Origin of the sequence: Arthrobacter sp. JUb115, assembly GCF_004365035.1 — a bacterium.
Taxonomy (GTDB): domain Bacteria; phylum Actinomycetota; class Actinomycetes; order Actinomycetales; family Micrococcaceae; genus Glutamicibacter.
In genome coordinates this window covers 55,237-72,654 of sequence record NZ_SOBS01000011.1, presented here as the reverse complement: position 1 = coordinate 72,654, position 17,418 = coordinate 55,237, and the positions used below count along the sequence as shown (strand labels likewise).

At 61.5% G+C, this 17,418-nt stretch carries 17 protein-coding genes; 6 read left to right on the top strand and 11 right to left on the bottom strand.

Features of this window, described 5'->3' with window-relative positions:
• Nucleotides 1-2: 2 nt before the first annotated feature.
• From EDF61_RS16195 to EDF61_RS16175, 5 genes are all read left to right on the top strand, one after another.
• Nucleotides 3-887, top strand: a complete 885-nt coding sequence (locus tag EDF61_RS16195; protein WP_133834787.1) for a transketolase — start codon at nucleotides 3-5, stop codon at nucleotides 885-887.
• Nucleotides 888-1,880, top strand: a complete 993-nt coding sequence (locus tag EDF61_RS16190; RefSeq protein ID WP_105656054.1) for a transketolase family protein — start codon at nucleotides 888-890, stop codon at nucleotides 1,878-1,880.
• 124 nt (nucleotides 1,881-2,004) lie between these two features.
• Entirely contained in the window at nucleotides 2,005-2,667 is a 663-nt protein-coding gene (locus tag EDF61_RS16185; protein ID WP_105656053.1) for a GntR family transcriptional regulator, read from the top strand.
• 673 nt (nucleotides 2,668-3,340) lie between these two features.
• Nucleotides 3,341-3,994 (top strand): helix-turn-helix domain-containing protein, encoded by a 654-nt coding sequence (locus EDF61_RS16180; protein WP_105656052.1) that lies wholly within the window; start codon nucleotides 3,341-3,343, stop codon nucleotides 3,992-3,994.
• Nucleotides 3,991-5,277, top strand: a complete 1,287-nt coding sequence (locus EDF61_RS16175; protein ID WP_133834786.1) for a type II toxin-antitoxin system HipA family toxin — start codon at nucleotides 3,991-3,993, stop codon at nucleotides 5,275-5,277. The genes EDF61_RS16180 and EDF61_RS16175 overlap by 4 nt, the downstream gene beginning before the upstream one ends.
• A gap of 83 nt (nucleotides 5,278-5,360) precedes the next feature.
• Here EDF61_RS16175 and EDF61_RS16170 read toward each other — a convergent pair whose 3' ends face one another.
• From EDF61_RS16170 to EDF61_RS16155, 4 genes are all read right to left on the bottom strand, one after another.
• Nucleotides 5,361-6,434, bottom strand: coding sequence for an alkene reductase (locus tag EDF61_RS16170; protein WP_105659175.1), 1,074 nt, complete (start codon nucleotides 6,432-6,434; stop codon nucleotides 5,361-5,363).
• Nucleotides 6,435-6,645: 211 nt separating this feature from the next.
• On the bottom strand, nucleotides 6,646-7,398 hold the full coding sequence (locus tag EDF61_RS16165; RefSeq protein WP_105659174.1) for an SDR family NAD(P)-dependent oxidoreductase: 753 nt from the start codon (nucleotides 7,396-7,398) through the stop codon (nucleotides 6,646-6,648).
• A gap of 179 nt (nucleotides 7,399-7,577) precedes the next feature.
• A complete protein-coding gene (locus EDF61_RS16160; protein WP_105659173.1) occupies nucleotides 7,578-8,375 on the bottom strand; it encodes an IclR family transcriptional regulator in 798 nt (265 codons plus the stop codon).
• 93 nt (nucleotides 8,376-8,468) lie between these two features.
• Nucleotides 8,469-9,770, bottom strand: coding sequence for a flavin monoamine oxidase family protein (locus tag EDF61_RS16155; protein ID WP_133834785.1), 1,302 nt, complete (start codon nucleotides 9,768-9,770; stop codon nucleotides 8,469-8,471).
• 133 nt (nucleotides 9,771-9,903) lie between these two features.
• On the opposite strand from EDF61_RS16155, the gene EDF61_RS16150 reads away from it, so the two are divergent.
• Nucleotides 9,904-11,280 carry a PucR family transcriptional regulator gene (locus EDF61_RS16150; RefSeq protein WP_133834784.1) on the top strand — a complete coding sequence of 459 codons (1,377 nt, stop codon included), beginning with the start codon at nucleotides 9,904-9,906 and terminating at the stop codon, nucleotides 11,278-11,280.
• Nucleotides 11,281-11,387: 107 nt separating this feature from the next.
• Here EDF61_RS16150 and EDF61_RS16145 read toward each other — a convergent pair whose 3' ends face one another.
• The 7 genes from EDF61_RS16145 to EDF61_RS18960 form a co-directional block, all read right to left on the bottom strand.
• The gene (locus EDF61_RS16145) at nucleotides 11,388-12,899 is read right to left on the bottom strand and encodes an MFS transporter (protein WP_286172302.1); all 1,512 of its coding nucleotides are present in this window, start codon (nucleotides 12,897-12,899) and stop codon (nucleotides 11,388-11,390) included.
• 529 nt (nucleotides 12,900-13,428) lie between these two features.
• Complete coding sequence (locus EDF61_RS16140; protein WP_133834783.1) at nucleotides 13,429-13,614, bottom strand: hypothetical protein; 186 nt, start codon at nucleotides 13,612-13,614, stop codon at nucleotides 13,429-13,431.
• Complete coding sequence (locus EDF61_RS16135) at nucleotides 13,611-14,000, bottom strand: riboflavin kinase (protein WP_133834782.1); 390 nt, start codon at nucleotides 13,998-14,000, stop codon at nucleotides 13,611-13,613. The genes EDF61_RS16140 and EDF61_RS16135 overlap by 4 nt, the downstream gene beginning before the upstream one ends.
• A 36-nt stretch (nucleotides 14,001-14,036) precedes the next feature.
• Complete coding sequence (locus EDF61_RS16130) at nucleotides 14,037-15,515, bottom strand: aldehyde dehydrogenase (NADP(+)) (RefSeq protein ID WP_133834781.1); 1,479 nt, start codon at nucleotides 15,513-15,515, stop codon at nucleotides 14,037-14,039.
• A 31-nt stretch (nucleotides 15,516-15,546) separates the two neighbouring features.
• The gene (locus EDF61_RS16125) at nucleotides 15,547-16,353 is read right to left on the bottom strand and encodes a 2-keto-4-pentenoate hydratase (RefSeq protein ID WP_133834780.1); all 807 of its coding nucleotides are present in this window, start codon (nucleotides 16,351-16,353) and stop codon (nucleotides 15,547-15,549) included.
• 95 nt (nucleotides 16,354-16,448) lie between these two features.
• Nucleotides 16,449-16,874, bottom strand: coding sequence for an ester cyclase (locus EDF61_RS18965; RefSeq protein WP_208294292.1), 426 nt, complete (start codon nucleotides 16,872-16,874; stop codon nucleotides 16,449-16,451).
• A gap of 4 nt (nucleotides 16,875-16,878) precedes the next feature.
• Entirely contained in the window at nucleotides 16,879-17,412 is a 534-nt protein-coding gene (locus tag EDF61_RS18960) for a flavin reductase family protein (RefSeq protein WP_208294291.1), read from the bottom strand.
• Nucleotides 17,413-17,418 lie beyond the last annotated feature (6 nt).

Genomic DNA, 17,418 nt, shown 5'->3' with positions numbered 1-17,418 from the left:
CCATGGCAATTGCAGCCACCGACAACCAGACGCTGAATTTGGGCCAGCGCACCGAAAGGGTCCGCGACGCCGCCTACCGCATCCGCCACCACTCGCTGAATATGGGCGAGGTGCAGGGCCAAGGATATGTAGGTCAAGCATTGGGCGCTGCGGACATGTTCGCGGCCGTCTACGCGGACCAGCTGGACTTCCGTCCGGCAGAACCGGACTGGGAAGACCGCGACCGCTTCCTGCTTTCCACCGGCCACTACGCCATCGGCTTCTATGCCGCATTGGCCGAAGCGGGCATCATCCCGGTGGAAGAGCTGGAAACCTACGGGTCGGACGATTCGAGGCTTCCGATGTCCGGGATGTCCACCTACACCCCGGGCATGGAAATCTCCGGCGGCTCGCTGGGCCACGGCCTGTCCATCGCGGTGGGCATGGCCCTGGGCCTGCGCCACCAGCACAGGACCCAGCGGGTGATCAATTTCCTCTCCGACGGCGAACTCGATGAAGGCTCCACTTGGGAAGCGGCCATGGGTGCCGCACACCACCAGCTGGGCCATCTGACGGCCATGGTGGATATCAATGCCCTGCAAGCCGATGGCGCGACCGCCGGCGTGCTGCGCACCGAACCGGTCACCGAGAAATGGGAAGCCTTCGGCTGGTATGCCCAGCGGATCAATGGCAATGACCCGCGAGCGCTGCTGCAGGCCTTCGACAACATCGCGGCCCAAGCGGCCCTCGCCTCGCGCCCCTCGGTCATCCTGTGCGACACCAAGGTAGGCCGCGGCGTTCCGCTGCTGGAAAACCGCGAGAAAGCCCACTTCATGCGCATTGAAGACAACGAATGGCAGATCTGCCGCGACCAACTCACCGAAGGCTTCGAAGGGAGCAACTCCTAAATGTCTGCCACCGCTAAACCACGACTGAAAACCTCGGCCATGATCGCTTCCTTCGCGGAGCCGGGCCAGAAGACCGCGCCAGCGCCTTTCGGCCATGCCCTGGCCAAGGCGGCCGACCAGGATCCGCGCATCGTGGGCCTGACCGCCGATCTGGGCAAGTACACGGATATGCACATCTTCGCCCAGCAGCATCCCGAACGCTTCTTCCAGATGGGCATGGCCGAGCAGCTGCTGTTCGGAGCCGCCGCGGGATTCGCCGAAACCGGGATGATCCCCTTTGCTTCCACCTATTCGGTGTTCGCGGCCCGACGGGCCTATGACTTCCTGTGCCTGGATATCGCCGAGCCGAACCTCAATGTGAATATCGTGGGCGGCCTGCCCGGGCTGACCACCGGCTATGGCCCGAGCCACCAGGCCACCGAGGACATTGCCATTTTCCGCGGGATGCCGAACCTGACCATTGTGGATCCCTGCGACTCGGTGGACATCGAGCAATCGGTGCCGCAGCTAGCGGCCTGCGAAGGGCCAACCTACCTGCGCCTGCTGCGTGGCAAGGTGCCTACCGTCCTGGATGAATACGACTACAGCTTCGAATTGGGCAAGGCAAAAGTACTACGCGGCGGACGTGACGTCGTCTTCGTCTCCAGCGGCCTGATGACCATGCGCGCGCTGGATGCCGCGAAGGAACTGGCCAAGCACAACGTGGATGTTTCGGTGGTGCACTCCCCCACCATCAAGCCCTTCGACTCGGAAACAGTCCTGAAGGAGGTTGGAGGGGACCGCCTGGTGGTCACGCTGGAAAACCACTCGGTCATCGGCGGGTTGTTCGAGACCCTGGCCTCCACCATGATCCGCGGCGGGGTTTCCTCTAAGGTCGTTCCCATCGGCCTGCCCGATGAATTCTTGGACGCAGGCGCGTTGCCGACACTCCATGACCGCTACGGGTTGTCGATCAGCGCAATTGTGTCCAAGGTCCTCTCCGAACTCGGCTAGCTCGCCGGGTAATCCACCAGAACGATCGCCTTTGGCGGGTGCGTTGCTCTCGACGCACCCGCCAAAGGCGCTAAAATCAACAGTTAACAATCAACAGTTGATCTCCAAGATTGAGGGGCGCTTTATGGCTATGGCCGATTCTTCCTTGGTGGGGCTTCGGAAAAAGAGCCTGCGCGAGCAGGCTCTGATCGCCCTGCGCCGCGCCATCACGACCGGTGAACTGGAGCAAGGCACCCACCTAGTGGAAACAGAGCTGTCTGCCTCCATGCAGATCAGCCGGGGCACCTTGCGCGAAGCCTTGCGCCAGCTGGAGCAGGAGGGCCTGGTCTCCGCAGGCGAACGCGGCCGGTTGTCAGTTCGCCACCTGGACAACAAGGAAATCCAGGACATCTTCGCGGTGCGTGCCTCGCTGGAAACCCTGGCGGCAACGACGTTGCTGCAGCGCGAAGACCTTTCAGACGCTCTCGCGCAACTGCGCTCCGCGGTCAGCACCATGGAGCAACTCGAGGGCCATGAAATCGAGGAGCGGATCGAAGCGGATCTCGAGTTCCACCGCACTCTGTGCCGGCTGTCCGAGAATGACACCTTGCTGCATGCCTGGGAGCAGCTTGAGGGCTCCATCCGCATGTCCATCATGTTCGGCGGCTACGAACGCGGGGTGCGCAATATGGATGTCGCACGGCATTTCAAGCTGGTGGACACCATCGAAGCTGGCGACAGGGCCGCGGTCAGCGCGGAAATCTCCGAGCATATGCGCATTGCCGCCGAAACCCTGATGGGCTCATAGGAATCTTCTGCGGTCTGCCCATCTCGCTCCTCGAGGTGTTTGTGCTACGCCTCGATGCGGCGGGGCCCAACCGGACTTGTACCGGTTACGGTAATACGGTCCGGAAAGCCGGACGTTCATCGAACAAAGCGTTCAGTCGCCCCTGACAATGGTGCCGGACGGGATCGTTGATCCGCTCCTTTTTCCACGTGCTGCTCCTCGACTGGTTACGTCGCCACCACGAACCACCAAGCGGATAGTGATAGCAACACGGATCCTTACTATCATTTTCTAAGAAAGTGATAGTAAGGGGAATTCATACCATCGCTTTGGAGGGACCCATAGCCGGCTCCCTTTACGCCTGGCCTGCGTTCAGCTCCCCTATTTTGAGGTACCAAGAGCACTTCTGACTGCCGAAAATCCTCATACTCTTTTCCGGTGCTGAAGTTCGGCGATCGAGATGACCTGGACTTTGCGCAAATGAAAAAGCTCATCAAGAGCGATTTGACGCAAAAGCTTTCGCTATTGAAACCTCCCTGTTGCCCAGTGACCTAAGCCTACGCGCACGTTCATTCACATTAATCAATGTGAACAAACGTATACTTTCGTAAAAGTGTACGTATATTCACCTTCTTGATTGTGCACGTACGTTCACTTATAATAATGTGTATATACGTGCACAACAGGAGGTTTCATGAATCGCGACGTTTCGACCCAAAAGGAACTCGGAGCATTCGTGCATGATGCCCGGATGAAACTCGGCCTCACTCAAGAAGCCCTAGCCGACCGCGCAGGCGTTTCGCGCAAATGGCTTATAGGCCTGGAGCAGGGTGTACGCACGAGAGCTGAACTCGGCAAGGTGTTAGATACCTTTGAAGCACTCGGGATATCAATAAATCTTTCTTTCAATGCTGAACCCGAAATCGAGTCATCAGATGAAGACCGCTACCATTCGATAGCTCGTATCTCTCCGGCCGCGTCGGAAGCAATTAGAAAAGCCTCGAGTTTGGATCAGTCCTCTTTCCCAAGATTGGCACCCTCGAACATAGGTCAATCGGCCTTCCGAAAACTAGCCGCATCGGGTCTCGGCGAATCCTCATTCCAAAAGTTCGCCAAAGAACTGCGCAACCAAACAGGCATCCGAAACCTAGCCGCCTCCGATCTCGGTCAATCGGCGTTGCAACAGTCCCTTAGAAAAGGGTTGCCTAGTTCAGATGCTTCGACTTTCGATCGCAACTCAAGCACCGCGAACGACGTAGAAAGCGAGCAGGATCAAGCACTTCTTGATAATGACGAATGCAATGAACCGGACAATAAAGATGAGAACAACGAACAGGGCCCGCGATGAAAGAACTCGTGACCTTTTTATACGGGCAGCCTGTCGGAATCCTTCAACAAGATCATTCCGGTAACAGAAAATTTCAATTCGTCCCACAAGATTCTAGACAAGCCAGATTATCCCTGGCAATGCCCTATCGAGAGACCCCTTACCAGCGCTCTATTACTGATCCGTTCATCGAGGGGCTAATTCCGGAAGGCGAAGCTGTCCGCCAGTCGTTCGCTGATGACTTTGGCATTTCGGCAAAGAATCCCTTCGCCTTACTTGAGCATATTGGGTTTGAATGTGCAGGAGCAGTGCAGTTCGTACGGCCGGATGAAATTGATGAGTTAACGCGTTCCGCAGGTGAACTCGTGGCTTGCAACGACAATGAAATCGGTCAACGCATCAGGGTTTTATTTTCGTCTCCGAAAGGATCGTGGACTGTCGGTCGTGAAAGGTGGTCACTAGCTGGAGCTCAAAGCAAATTCGCTTTGAGATGGCAGGACGGATGGCATGAAGCCACTGGCAGCGAACCGACAACCCACATTTTCAAGCCCGGCATCCAAGATTTTCGAGATCAAGCACTCAATGAGCACCTATGCCTGAAGACTTTGGGACGCATGGGATTACAAGTTGCCGAAACCAACTTCACGCAGTTTGACGGGCAATCGACAATCGTGGTGAAACGGTACGATCGGCTTATTGAGGGAAACAACGTCTATCGGGTCCATCAAGAAGACTTCTGCCAGGCCACTTCGACCTTACCTACAAACAAGTACGAGTCGAACCGAGGACCCAGCGCACTCAAGATCATTAAGACCCTTCGAGAAGCTCGTGCTCCTGAAACTGAAGTTCAAAAATTCATTGAAGGCCTAATAGGAAATTACCTTTTGGGAGCTCCCGACGCACACGGCAAGAACTACTCGATACTCCATCTCCCTGATGGCCGTGTGCAGCTTGCGCCATTTTATGACATCGCATCTGGCTTGCCCTACGAACACGTTAGTAACGACGGTTTTCCGAAGAAAAACGATGGATTGCGGAAGGCCGCCATGTCCATCGGGGGCGAGCGACAGTTCGGGAGAGTCTCATCAAAGCATTGGTCAAGATTTGCTCGTGAAGCAAAAATAGATGAAGAGTGGTTGCGGATGACAGTGAGTGCGATGACGTACGCTCTGCCTATCGCCATGGCAGAAGTTTTCGAAAACGAATCCGAGGCCATAGGCAACAGCGAACTACCGAGCAAGCTTTATCCAAAGGTCGAACATCTCTGTGCGACAACTCAAACTCTTCTAGAGCATGACGTGTAGCTCGCTGGATCTGGAGAAGCCACCGCTTCCGTTTACGAACGGAAGCGGTGGCTTCATCTAAACTAAGTCAGAAGTTTTAGAGGCTAGTTCTCCCAGAATGGGTAGTCGATGTAGCCCTTTGGACCTTCAGTGTAGAAGGTCGCAAAATCTGGTTCATTCAGCGGCAGCTGTTCCTTCCAGCGGCGCACCAGATCCGGGTTGGCAATCGCAGGGCGTCCCACGACAACCGCTTCGCCCCAGCCTTCGGAAGCCACGCGTGCGGCTTCCTCATAGGTGGTGATCTCCGCGAAGCCGGTGTTCAGCAGCACCGGTCCGCCAAATGCCTCGCGCAGCGACTGGACCAGCTCGCCGGCTGGGTCATGGTGCAGGATGCTCAGGTTGGCCAGCCCCAGTGGCGCGATGCCCTGGACCAGCGCAGTGTAGGTAGCCAGCACATCCGCACGATCGTTTTCCACGGCACCCTGGACATTGTGTTCCGGCGAAATGCGCAGGCCGGTCTTGCCAGCGCCAATGGCGTTGGCTACTGCGGTCACGACTTCGATGACAAAGCTGGCCCGGTTCTCCGGGGAACCACCGTAGTTGTCGTTGCGGGTGTTGGCCGAAGGCGCCAGGAACTCGTGCAGCAGGTAGCCGTTGGCCCCGTGAAGCTCCACGCCGTCGAATCCGGCGGCGATGGCGTTGCGCGAAGCGGTGACGAATTCTTCGATGATCCTTGGGAGTTCTCCGGTGGCCAGGGCATGCGGAACCGGGTACGCGTGCTTGCCGGTGTAGGTGCGTGACTCGCCTTCAACTGCTATGGCGCTTGGCGCCTCGACGTAGTTTGCACCGGTGGTTTCCGGGTGGGTGACTCGTCCGGCGTGCATGATCTGGGCAACGATGAGGCCGCCTTCGGCGTGCACCGCATCGGTGACCTCCTTCCAGCCGGCAATCTGCTCCTCTGTGACCAGGCCCGGCTGGCGGACGAAGCCCTGGCCGGCAAAGCTCGGGTAGGTGCCCTCGCTGACGATCAGGCCCAGGGACGCGCGCTGGCGGTAGTACTCGACTACATCTGCGTTGGGCACGCCGTCCTTGCCAGAGCGAGAGCGGGTGAGCGGTGCCATGACCAGGCGGTTGGACAGCTTGAGGTCGCCGAGGGCGAGAGGGGAAAACAGATCCATGGGGCGGGACTCCTGAATTGGAAATTGTAGTTGCACAGCGTAACTACCTCCGCAAGCAACTTATTCCGTTTCGGCTAAAAACATGAGCTGGCTAACGGCTCCAAGGCATTGGAATCGCCTGAGGCTCATTGCTTGGATTCGCGGGCTCGCCAGGAGCAATAAACCAGCGGATGCGGCACAGCTCCGCACCGCATCCGCTTGATCCGACGGGCTATACGGCGGTGTAGCCACCGTCGACCAGGTGGTAGCTGCCGGTCACGAAGGACGCGGCATCGCTGGCCAGGAAGGCCACTAGCGCCGCCACTTCTTCCGGCTTGCCCAAGCGGGCGATCGGGTGCTTGTCGACCAGCGCGTCATAGGCTTTCTTGGGCATCTGCTGCAGCAGCGGGGTGTCGATGAAGCCCGGGGCCACGCTGTTCACGCGTACCCCTGAGGTGGCATACTCCACGGCGGCCGTCTTGCTCAGGCCCACCACGGCATGCTTCGTGGAAACGTAGGCGGAGCTGCCGGCGAAGCCCACCGAGCCGAGGATCGAGGCCATGTTCACGATGGACCCTCCCCCGTTCTCGCTCATGGCGTTGGCCTGGGCGCGGGTTCCGCGGAAGACGGCGTTGAGGTTCACGGAGATGACCTTGTCCCAGTCCTCGTCGGTCAGCTCGCCCACCTTGGCGGCGCGGCCGCCGATGCCTGCGTTGTTGACGCCGATCTTCAATGGAGCCATGGCGTTGGCCGCCTTGATGGTTTCGTCGATGACAGCCGAAGAACTGGCATCTCCTGCAACAGCTACGGCTTCTCCGCCTGCGGCCTTGATGGTTTCCACGGTAGCGCCAGCGGCCTGTGCATTGAGGTCCTGGACCACCACTTTGGTTCCGTTGGCGGCTAAGAGGATGGCGATAGCCTGCCCAATGCCCGAACCGGCGCCGGTGACTACTGCCGAACGATCTGCTACATCATACTGAGCCATGATGGACCCACTTTCCGTTTCAAGATGGTCACGGGATTTCCGTTGGCCTCATACCTTGGACGCTACTCCGATCCATCTCGAAAGTCGATGACGTGTCAATCAAAGGTCTATGAGCTCAGTCACTGCTCCGCAGAGCCAACCAGGCGACGCAGGTTGCTGCACGCCAGCATTGCCCGGGCCTATTCCCCGGTCATCGAAACGATGCGTCGGCGTACCATCTTGGCACCTTCGAGCAGGCCCTCGATCTTCTGCACTTCCAGCTTTTCAGTGTCCACACGGTGGCGCGGTGCCATGTAGGCGAGCATTCCGATGAGATCGTTGCCAGCGCCGCGGATCGGGACCGCCACGGAAATGATTCCCACTTCCAGCTCGTCAATGGTGCTTGCCCAGCCGCGTTCGCGGATCTGATCCAGCTCGGCGTCCAAGGCTTTCCATGTGGTGATCGTTTGGCTCGTCAGCTTTTCCAGCTTGCTTCCGGTAGCAATGCGGATCGATTCCTTATCCAGTTCGGAAAGGAGCAGCTTTCCGGTAGCCGAGGCATGCAATGGCCAGCGCTGGCCCTGCAGCTCGGTCATCGACATGCCAATGGCGCGCGGAGACGCTTGCTGCACGAGATCCAGGTCGTACTTCCCGTGGCGCACGCTCAGCGTCACCGTTTCGTTGAGCATGTCGGCGATCTCCACTACCACGTCGCTGACCCTGGATAGCAACCCCGGGGTGGGATCAACGTCCTGGGCAATGCGGGCCAGATCCCAGCCGAGGGTGTAGTGCGTGTCCTGGCGGTCGACGAACCCTTCTTCTTCCAGGGTCAGCAAGAGGCGGAAGACCGTGGCCCGGGCCAAGCCGATCTGCTTGGCGATCTCCGTGACCGTCAAGGGTTCCCCCCTGGCGGCAAGGGCGCGCAGCACCGCGATTGCCCGTGAAACCGACCGGTTTGCCGCCATGCCGCCAGAGGATTTTCCACTTGTTTCTCCCATGGAGGGGAACCAGCCTTTCGAATAGTCTTCTATTCAGCCTAGCCGGTTGACCGCAGGGTGAACACTCTGCCCATAAATCGAGCCAAGGCCCGATTACCCTTCGAGTGCGGCGCGCACCTCACGGGATACCCGCAACCCGCTCTCGATAGCACCGTCGAAGAAGCCGGCCCAAAGGTTGGCCAGGTCGCTGCCGGCCAGGTGCACTGCCCCTTCGGCACGCTGCAGCTCGGCTTGGCCCGTGGTGTAGGCCTGCGGCCGGTGGATGAGCCAGGTTTCCTTGGCGTAGGGATCCGCGTTCCAGTCGTGGGCCGCGATTTCCAGGACTTCCAGGTCATCGCGCCAGGCACGCAGCGCTTCCTGCACGTCCTCGATACTGGTGATGTCCAAGCGTGAGGCGTCGGCGCCGAAGGAGACCAGTACTGCATCCTCTTCGCCCACGAATTCCGTGCGTACCACCGAGAGCGGGTGCTCCTGGGTGGAGTACGCGAAGAATGGCTTGATCGGACCCTTCACCCGGATCCAGAGCTTGAGCCCCTGTGATGCGGTACCTGCCTGGCTCACCTCGCGCTTGACCGGCGACAGCGCAGGCTGGATATCCAGCTCGTGCAGGATGTTCAGCGGAACGGTGACAATGACCCGGCGAGCGCGCAAGCTCTCGCCGCTTGCCAGTACCACGGTGGCGCCCTGCTCATCGTGGGCAATCGAGGCCACTGGCGCATTCAGGCGGATCTCTCCGGGAACGTCGGATGCAATGGCCTTGACCAGCTGGTCATTGCCATCTTCCAGCCGGTAAACGGCGCTGGCCTCATGCATGACGCGCCATGCTCCGGAGGTGGCCGCGGTCCAGCGGATCGCTGCGCTGAAGCCGACCTGGTCCAGCGGCCCATTGCAATGCCCCACCCAGGCCGCTTCATTGGCCTGGCGCTCGTCATCGCTCAGATCCAGGCGGTCAAGGGCCTGCTGCAAGGTCAGCTGATCGGCCTGCGCGAACTGATCGTCATTGGAGACCAAGTCGGGGCGCGGCAGGAGCTTTCCGCTTTCGCCTACCAGGGCGTGCATGCCGTGGTCGATCAGGTCCATGAAGCCGGCCAGGTCCCCGCGCTGCACCTTGCCATCGGCATACCAGAAGGTCTCCTCGGACTTCGGGCCGCGGCCCGCGCGCAGTCCGTAGCGGGTGACCTCGGCCCACACGTGCGGCTGGGTCCAGTGCAGCCAGTTTCCGCCCAGCTCCAGGTGCTTGCCCAGGCGGTCCTCGGTGTAGAGGCGGCCGCCCATGCGGTCGCGCGCTTCGAGCACGGTGACCGAGTAGTCGGCTGCGCCCAGTTCGCGGGCGGCGGTCAGTCCGGCCAGGCCGGCGCCGATGATGATGACATCTGAGTCGTAAGTGTTGTCCATGGTTTTCCGGTCCTTTTCATGTGCCAGTCGTGTACTGGTAGCCACTGTATGGTGCGGCATCCCGGAGATCACTTATGCGGATGTATGATATTCATACTATTTTCATCACTGCGCACAAAACCCTGGAGAAAAGATGGCGGAACTGCTCACGATCGCCAAACTCATTTCTGATCCGGCCTTGGATACCAAGGTGATCGCCGGCCAGTCAGGCCTTGGACGCATCGTGCGCTGGGCGCAGACCAGCGAATCCGCTGAGCCGTGGCGCTGGCTGGGTAACGAGGAACTATTGATGTCCCTGGGCCTGAATATCCCCGCGGAAGCCCAAGAGCAGGCCGATTTCGTCCGCAAGGCGGATGCTGCGGGGATTGCAGGGCTGATCATTGGCCAGGATGGGCTCGCACCCGAGCTCACACGCGAGATGCTGCAGGCGGCCGATGAACTGACCTTCCCGGTGCTGTCCACCGGACCGCAAACCCCCTTCGTGGTGATCGCCCGGACAGTGGCCGCCGTGACCACCAACCAGCTGAACCGCTCGGTCCTGCTACTTTCCCGGATGTACCAGGAAGCCGGATCGCAGAACCGGAAGGGCAAGCGCAGCGGCGACTGGGTGGAAAAGCTGTGCTCGGTGGACATTGCTGTCCAGGACACGATGACCGGATGCCCAGTGATCGGCACACTGCCCACGAATGCGCATCGCCGCCACTCCCTGTCCACCATCCGCCCCACCCAATTGCTCGTCCCGGCCGACGCGCAACTGGATGCCCTGCTGCTGGTGCACCTCAAGCAGATCCTCGCGGTCGATGCCAATTCGCTGCTCCAGGATGCCGGCAATGCCGTCGCCGCGGCCGAAACTTCCCTGCGGCTGGGCCTGGCCGGCAAGCTGGGCGAACAGGATATCGATGGCGGTGCATGGATCGCTGGGGAGCCCGGATTCCGGGTCGCCTGCGCCCCGGGAAAGCTGCTCGATGCCGTGGCGATGTCCCTGTCCTTGCACGGGTTGATGCCGCTAGCCACGTCGTGGAAGAACAACTCCATCGCCGTAGTGCGCGAGAAGGATCTTCCGGTGCTACGGACGATCGCCAGCGAATTGCAGGCCACTTTCGGACTAAGCTCACCGCAGCAGCGCTTCGCAGACCTCGAAGGCGCGGCGCAAGAAGCGCAGGGGGCGATTCCTTCTGAACCCCGGCCCGGAGAACTCGTTGAATTCTCCGGACTGCAGGTGTCACTGCTGGCCCGATCCGCCTCGGAAGCCGAGCGAATCGTCAGCATGGTGCTCGGCCCGCTGGCAGGCTCCAGCAACCAGGTAGCCGTGTACCGGGATTCCCTTTTCGCCTTGCTGGACCGCGACCTGCAATGGCAGCACACCGCAAATTTCTTGGGCATTCACCGGCAGACCTTGGCCTACCGGATCAAGCAGGCCGAATTGCTGACCGGGCGCAGCGTACGCAAAGTAGTGGATATCTCGGACTTCTACCTCGCGCGCAAGGCCTGGCCCGTGGTGCAGGCCTAGCCAGTACGCACCGGCTCCAGCGGATAATTCCCGCAATGCAAACCGCCCGGTGCGCGTTCCCTCCATCGGGAACGCCCACCGGGCGGTTGCTGCGAGGCATATCGAAGCTAGCTACTTGTTTCCGGAGCACGCGCTGGCACTGGGGCGAGAAGCATGGTGGAGGTATCCAGCAGCTCATTTTCATCCTGTCCCTTGGCCAGGGCCAGCGCTTCTTCGCGCGTGCGCACCACGGGCACCGAACCTAGCAGCGGACGAGATGCCGTCTCGCGCAGCTTGAAGGTGGCACAGAGCGCAATAACCGAGAAGAACATGATGTAGTAGGCCGGCGCGAAGTGGTTGCCCGTGGTATTCACCAGGATCTGGCTGACCAGCGGCGTGGTTCCGCCGAAAATGGAAATCGACAGGTTGTGGGTGACGCCCATTCCGCCGTAGCGCGAAGCGGTGGGGAACAGCTCGGACATGACAGCTCCGGTCATGGCCAGGAAGAACGCGCTGGGCAGGGCCACCATGAACAGCGAGAGGTACAGCGACCACATCGTGCCAACATGCATCAGCGCGAAGGCCGGCACCAGCAGGACCAGGTTGCCGATGGTCGCGATCATGTAGATCGGCCGCCGACCGATCTTGTCCGACCAGTTGGCTATCACGGGGATCAGCACTGCCTGGAGGACCAGCACCACCACAGCTGCCACCGCGGTATGCACCGCTGGCGAGCCGATTTCCGCTTCGAGATAGGTGGGCATGTAGCTGGTGAGCATATATCCGGAGGTGCCGTCCGCGGCGATCAAGGCGCAGCCGATGAGGATCTGCGGCCAGTAGTGGCGGAAGATGTTCGGCAGATTGTGGCGGACGAACATTGGATGGACCTCGCCGACCTCGGCAGCCTCGCGGGCCGCTTCGAAGGTCGGGGATTCCGGGATCTTGCTGCGCAGCGAAATCGCCACGATGCCCAGCGGCAGTGCCACCAGGAACGGAATGCGCCAGCCGCCGGCGAGCATCGCATTCTCGCCCCACGCCGAGGTGGTGATCACGGAGGTGGCAGCGACAACTGCCGCACCGGCAGCGAAGCCGAGCATCGATCCCGAGTTCAGCAGGGAGGTCATGAATCCGCGGCGGTCATCCGGGGAGAACTCGGCCACGTAGGTTGCGGCGCCGGAGTATTCGCCGCCGGTGGAGAAGCCCTGCAGCATCTTGAGCAGGTACAGCGGGACGATCACCCACAGGCCGACCTGCCCAGCGGTGGGAAGCAAGCCAATCAGCGTGGTGGCTCCGGCCATCAGGGCGATGGTGAAGAACATGACCTTGCGCCGGCCGATCTTGTCCCCGAGCGGGCCCAGGATCATTCCGCCCAGCGGGCGGACGATGAAGGACACGGCGAAACCGAACAGCGTCACCAGCAGGCCCATGCTCTGGTCCATGCCTTCGGTGAAGACCGCGGTCATGGTCACTGCCAGATAGCCGTAGACCCCGATGTCATACCATTCGATGAAATTGCCAATGCCCGCGCCGATCTGTGCGCGGCGCAATTCCTTCTTGTCGACGACAATGCAGTCATCGGCGCGGAGCCTGCGCGATACCTTGGGCAACGCGGGACGCTGCATTCTCGATGATTCGCTCATCGTATTCTCTTTCCTGCCGGGAATTGGTTTCGAGATCTGATGCTCTCGCTGCGCATGAACTGCTGTGGAATTTTCACTTGCAATAGCGAAACAAGAACTTCATAACGTTCACCAGATGATCATGCTAGTTATCTAGTGAACACGACACTCCGGTGATGCACAACACATTCAGCAAAACATTTCATCGTCGGACCCAGCTCCGGGGCCCGGAAATTCAAGGACTGCAGCTGCACGAACGGAGCTGACATGGCGACTGAGATGATTTTTGCCGCCCTGGGCGTTGCGCAGAAATGTCCCGGATTAAACCCGCGACGGCGCAGGAGCATTGCCCATATGACCGGGCCCATAGCGGCACAGGGCACCAAGGCAGCGCCAGAAAGCCGCGCGAGGCAGCGGGATGATCCCGCGGGAATTCGCGCGGCTTGGGTGGAGAAGGCACCAGGAATTTTACCGGTGGCGCCTCAGGCCCGCGGCGTCCAGCGCCCGGGAGCCAGGGGCCTTGTCCAGCAGGCCTGGTCCCTGCGGGAGGCTATTTTCCGCTGTCCATGTAGTGGATGCAGCGGCGGGCCAGGCTCTTGCTCACCCCGGCTTTTTGCGCGATGCGCTTGGCATCGCGGATCGGCACCGGGATGCCCTGGCGTTCAATGACGGTCGCCACCCGCTGCACCGCCCAGGACGGCGGCGCAGCCGGGGGCTCCATTGCGATCCCGCTCATGCAAGGACGCTTTCCCGCAGCTGCGCAGCGCGTCGCGTCTCGGCCACATCCCGATGCAGCTGCTCCACCAGGGTTCCAGCATCCGCATATTCAATTTGCGGGCGCTGGAATTCCAGCAGGCGCACCACCAGGTGCTGGCCGTAGAGGTCCCCGGAGAAGTCGAGCAGATGCGCTTCGAGCAGCACCTGCCCGCCGGTGCGGTAGAAGGTGGCGCGCCGGCCGATGGACACGCAGGCAGGCACCTGGCGCCCATCGGGCAGCAGCACTTCGGCACCCCACACGCCATCGAGCTGGTCATCTTGCAGCATGGGGATATTCGCGGTGCGGAAGCCGAGTTCTCGCCCGCGGGCGTCTCCGTGCTCGACGATTCCTTCAATGGCATGCATGGGCTATTCCCTCCTGGTGGTACTTCGCGGTTCCGCTCAGCGGCCGCGCGGCTGGCCGTTGACCAGCTGCGGAACGCTGTCCGGGTTGGCATCCTGCAGCTGTGCCGGGAGCAGATGCTGCGGGAAGTTCTGGTAGGCCACCGGGCGCACGAACCGCTCGATGGCGGCGGCACCGACCGAGGTGGTCCCCACCGCGGTGGTGGCCGGGTAGGGGCCGCCATGCTGCTGGGCGTAGGTCACCGAAACCCCGGTGGGCCACTGGTTCCACAGCACGCGTCCGGCCTTGTTCGCCAGCACCGCGACCAGCTCTTTGACGCGGTCGCCTTCTTCGCCGTGGATGGTTGCGGTCAGCTGGCCCTCGAAGGTCTGCGCCGCAGCCACCAGCTGCTGCTCGGAGTCGTATTCCACGACCAGTGCACTGGGCCCGAAGCACTCGGCCTGCAAGGCCTGCGGATCTGCCAGCAGCTCGTCGATGCCGGTGACCAGCAAGGTGGGCGAAGGCTGCTCGCCCAGCGGTTCGCTGCCCTGCGCGAGCACCTCGACAGCGGGATGCGCGGACAGCTGGTCCAGCACCTGCCCGTAGCCTTCGCGGATGCGCTGGTTCAGCAGACCGGTCCCGGCCGGGAGCGCGGCCTCGGACAGCAGCGGGCGCAAGCCCGAGCCGCGCGGGATGAACAGTGTTCCGGGCTTGGTGCACAGCTGGCCGGCGCTGGTGGTGAAGGAGCCGATGAACTCGGTGATGACCTGTTCGCCGCGCACCTTGGCGGCCTGCTCGGTGACGAACACCGGGTTGTTGCTGCCCAGCTCCCCGTAGAAGGGAATAGGTTCATCGCGGGAAACAGCCAGGTCCATCAGGGCCCGGCCCCCGGGGATGGAACCGGTGAATCCTGCGGCCTTGATCCGCGGATCCAGCAGGACGGCGCGCCCGGCTTCGGTTCCGAAGACGACCTGGAATAGCCCGTCCGGCGCGCCAGCCCCGGCCAAGGCCTCGTTGACCACCTGGGCGGTGAGCCGCGAGAGTTGAAGATGCCCATGGTGCGCCTTGACGATGACCGGGTTGCCAGCTGCCAGCGCCGAGGCGCTGTCGCCGCCGGCCACCGAGAAGGCGAAGGGGAAGTTGCTGGCCGCGAAGACCACGACAGGTCCGAGCGGAATGCGGGTGCGCCGCAGATCCGGGCGGGCGGCTCCCATGGGCCACTGCGCATCGGGATGGTCGATGCGCGCGTCGAGGTATCCGCCATCGCGCAGCAGTTCCCCGAAGAAGCGCAGCTGGAAGGTGGTGCGCTTCAGTTCCCCGCGAAGGCGCAGCTCGGGCAGGTTGGTCTCGGCCATGGCTATCGGAACCAGCTGGTCCGCGGCGGCATCCAGCGCGCTGGCCACGGCGTCCAGGATGCCGGCTCGCTGGGCCGGGCTGGTTGCGGCCCAGGCGCCGAAGCTGTCTTGCGCGGCGGCCAAATAGGCTTCCAGCTGCCCGCTGGTGGTGTTTTCGATGGTTGGCGCAATGCTCAGGGCCATTTTCAAGCTCTTTTCTGCTCTGTGTATCGGTTCAGGAATGCGTGGCGGCACTAGGTGCGGGCGTGTAGTCGAAGGAGATTTCTCCCCATCCCTCGAAGCGGCCGGTAATCGCCGTGCCGGGGACCATCTTCTCGGCAGCCAGGCAGCTGCCGGGCAGGATGAATTGTCCGGCCTTCAGGGTGATGCCGTATTCGGCGATGCGCCGGCAGAGCCAGGCGATGGCCGATACCGGATTGCCGTGGATGGCGTTGGTGTTCCCGCGGGCCACTTCTTGGCCGTCGAATTCAATGCAACCGGGCTGGTTCGCGAGATTGACCTCGGAGAGCTTGCGCGGCTGCCCGCCGAGAATCACCCCTCCCACCGAACCGTTATCGGCCAGGGTGTCGAACAGGCCAATCTTCCAGTCCTTAATCCGGGAGTCGATGATTTCCAGTGCGGGCACCACGAAGTCGGTGGCGGCCATGACGTCCGCTGCGGTGACATGCTTGCCGCCCAGGTCCTTCTTCAGCACGAAGCCAGGTTCAAGCTCAATGAAAGGCTCGATGAAGTCGGCGGCGCTGATCGGCAGGTTCTCCGGGTAGAACTGGCTGGCCAGCAGGTAGCCGTAGTCCGGTTCATCCACCCCGAACTTGCTCTGCATGGCCTTGGCGATGTTGCCCAGCTTGAAGCCGGAGATGCTGTCTCCCGCTTCGACATTCAGCCGGATGATCTCCTGCTGCACGCGGAAGGCATCGGCCACCGTGGGGCCTGCGGAATGATCGATCAGGCTTTCCAATGGCTGGCGTGATTCCTTGGCGGAAATCAGGCGCTGGGCAGTCTGGGTAATGTTGATTGGCAAAGGGATCTCCATCCTCACCTCGGGCGGCGCGGACCGCCGGAATGTCTTGGGCAGACGGGGCGGCGGCTTGCCTGCCGCCCCGTCGCTGCTGCTTGCTACTTCTTGATCCGCTGGTCGCCCAGGTGCCAGATGCTCATGGCCGAAAGCATTTCGCGTGGATCCCAGACCACCGATTCTTCGGTGACCCTGCCATCGCAGTGGCTGATGAAGGTCGCGCCGGTCACGGTCACCGTGCGGCCGGTCGGCGGGACGCCCATGAATTCGCCGGTGTGCACCCCGGTGCTGCGCCAGTGGATTGCTGCCAGGTTGTCGTCCTCGATGGCCCGCAGGATTTCCATGTTGAAGTCGCTGAAGGCCTGGTGGGATTCGGTGATCTGGTTCAACAGGTCATCGATGCGCTCTTCGCCGGTCTTGGAGTAGCGCACGTAGTCTTCGGATACCAGATCCGCAAAAGCCGCGGTATTGCCCTTGCTCCACGCCTCGGTCCAGGCGGAGGTGATGCGTTCCAGGATTGATGCCATGATGCTAGGCCTTTGCAGTTGGGGCCGGTGCCGGCCAAAGGTTGAAATCTCCGAATTTTCCGCCGCGGAAGAGCAGCGCTTCGCGCTCTGTGGCTTCCATGGTTTCCACTCCGCCGACAATCATGTAGTGGTCTCCGGCGACGACTTCCGAAAGCACTTCGCAGTCGATCCAGGCCGAGGCCCCGGCGATGCGCGGGGTGCCGTTGGCACCGATCTCGTAGTCGATGCCCTCGAACTTGTCCACGCCCTTGCGGGAGAGCGCCCGGCTGACCGGAAGCTGCTCGGTGGACAGGATGTTCGCGGTGAAGCGGCCCAGGGAGCGCAGGGTCGGCCAGGTGCTCGAACCCTTGTCGACGCAGAAGGTGACCAGTGGCGGTTCCAGCGACAGGGACATGAAGGTTCCCACGACGAAGCCCATGGGCTTGCCGGCGGCGGTCATGCCGGTGATGGCGGTGACGCCGGTGGGCAGGGCGCCGAAGACCTTGCGGTATTCGGCCGGATCAATCCCCGTGTTCTGCGGGGTCACAATGATGGACATGGGGAA

Bases quoted from the DNA above. Each gene is read 5' to 3' on its own strand.
- EDF61_RS18960 (WP_208294291.1), bottom strand. From the start codon at position 17,412: ATGTCCATCATTGTGACCCCGCAGAACACGGGGATTGATCCGGCCGAA.
- EDF61_RS16150 (WP_133834784.1), top strand. From the start codon at position 9,904: ATGGCGGAACTGCTCACGATCGCCAAACTCATTTCTGATCCGGCCTTG.
- EDF61_RS16195 (WP_133834787.1), top strand. From the start codon at position 3: ATGGCAATTGCAGCCACCGACAACCAGACGCTGAATTTGGGCCAGCGC.
- EDF61_RS16190 (WP_105656054.1), top strand. From the start codon at position 888: ATGTCTGCCACCGCTAAACCACGACTGAAAACCTCGGCCATGATCGCT.
- EDF61_RS16130 (WP_133834781.1), bottom strand. From the start codon at position 15,515: ATGGCCCTGAGCATTGCGCCAACCATCGAAAACACCACCAGCGGGCAG.
- EDF61_RS16175 (WP_133834786.1), top strand. From the start codon at position 3,991: ATGAAAGAACTCGTGACCTTTTTATACGGGCAGCCTGTCGGAATCCTT.
- EDF61_RS16155 (WP_133834785.1), bottom strand. From the start codon at position 9,770: ATGGACAACACTTACGACTCAGATGTCATCATCATCGGCGCCGGCCTG.
- EDF61_RS16185 (WP_105656053.1), top strand. From the start codon at position 2,005: ATGGCTATGGCCGATTCTTCCTTGGTGGGGCTTCGGAAAAAGAGCCTG.
- EDF61_RS16165 (WP_105659174.1), bottom strand. From the start codon at position 7,398: ATGGCTCAGTATGATGTAGCAGATCGTTCGGCAGTAGTCACCGGCGCC.
- EDF61_RS16135 (WP_133834782.1), bottom strand. From the start codon at position 14,000: ATGCATGCCATTGAAGGAATCGTCGAGCACGGAGACGCCCGCGGGCGA.
- EDF61_RS16180 (WP_105656052.1), top strand. From the start codon at position 3,341: ATGAATCGCGACGTTTCGACCCAAAAGGAACTCGGAGCATTCGTGCAT.
- EDF61_RS16160 (WP_105659173.1), bottom strand. From the start codon at position 8,375: ATGGGAGAAACAAGTGGAAAATCCTCTGGCGGCATGGCGGCAAACCGG.
- EDF61_RS16170 (WP_105659175.1), bottom strand. From the start codon at position 6,434: ATGGATCTGTTTTCCCCTCTCGCCCTCGGCGACCTCAAGCTGTCCAAC.
- EDF61_RS16140 (WP_133834783.1), bottom strand. From the start codon at position 13,614: ATGAGCGGGATCGCAATGGAGCCCCCGGCTGCGCCGCCGTCCTGGGCG.
- EDF61_RS18965 (WP_208294292.1), bottom strand. From the start codon at position 16,874: ATGGCATCAATCCTGGAACGCATCACCTCCGCCTGGACCGAGGCGTGG.
- EDF61_RS16145 (WP_286172302.1), bottom strand. From the start codon at position 12,899: ATGAGCGAATCATCGAGAATGCAGCGTCCCGCGTTGCCCAAGGTATCG.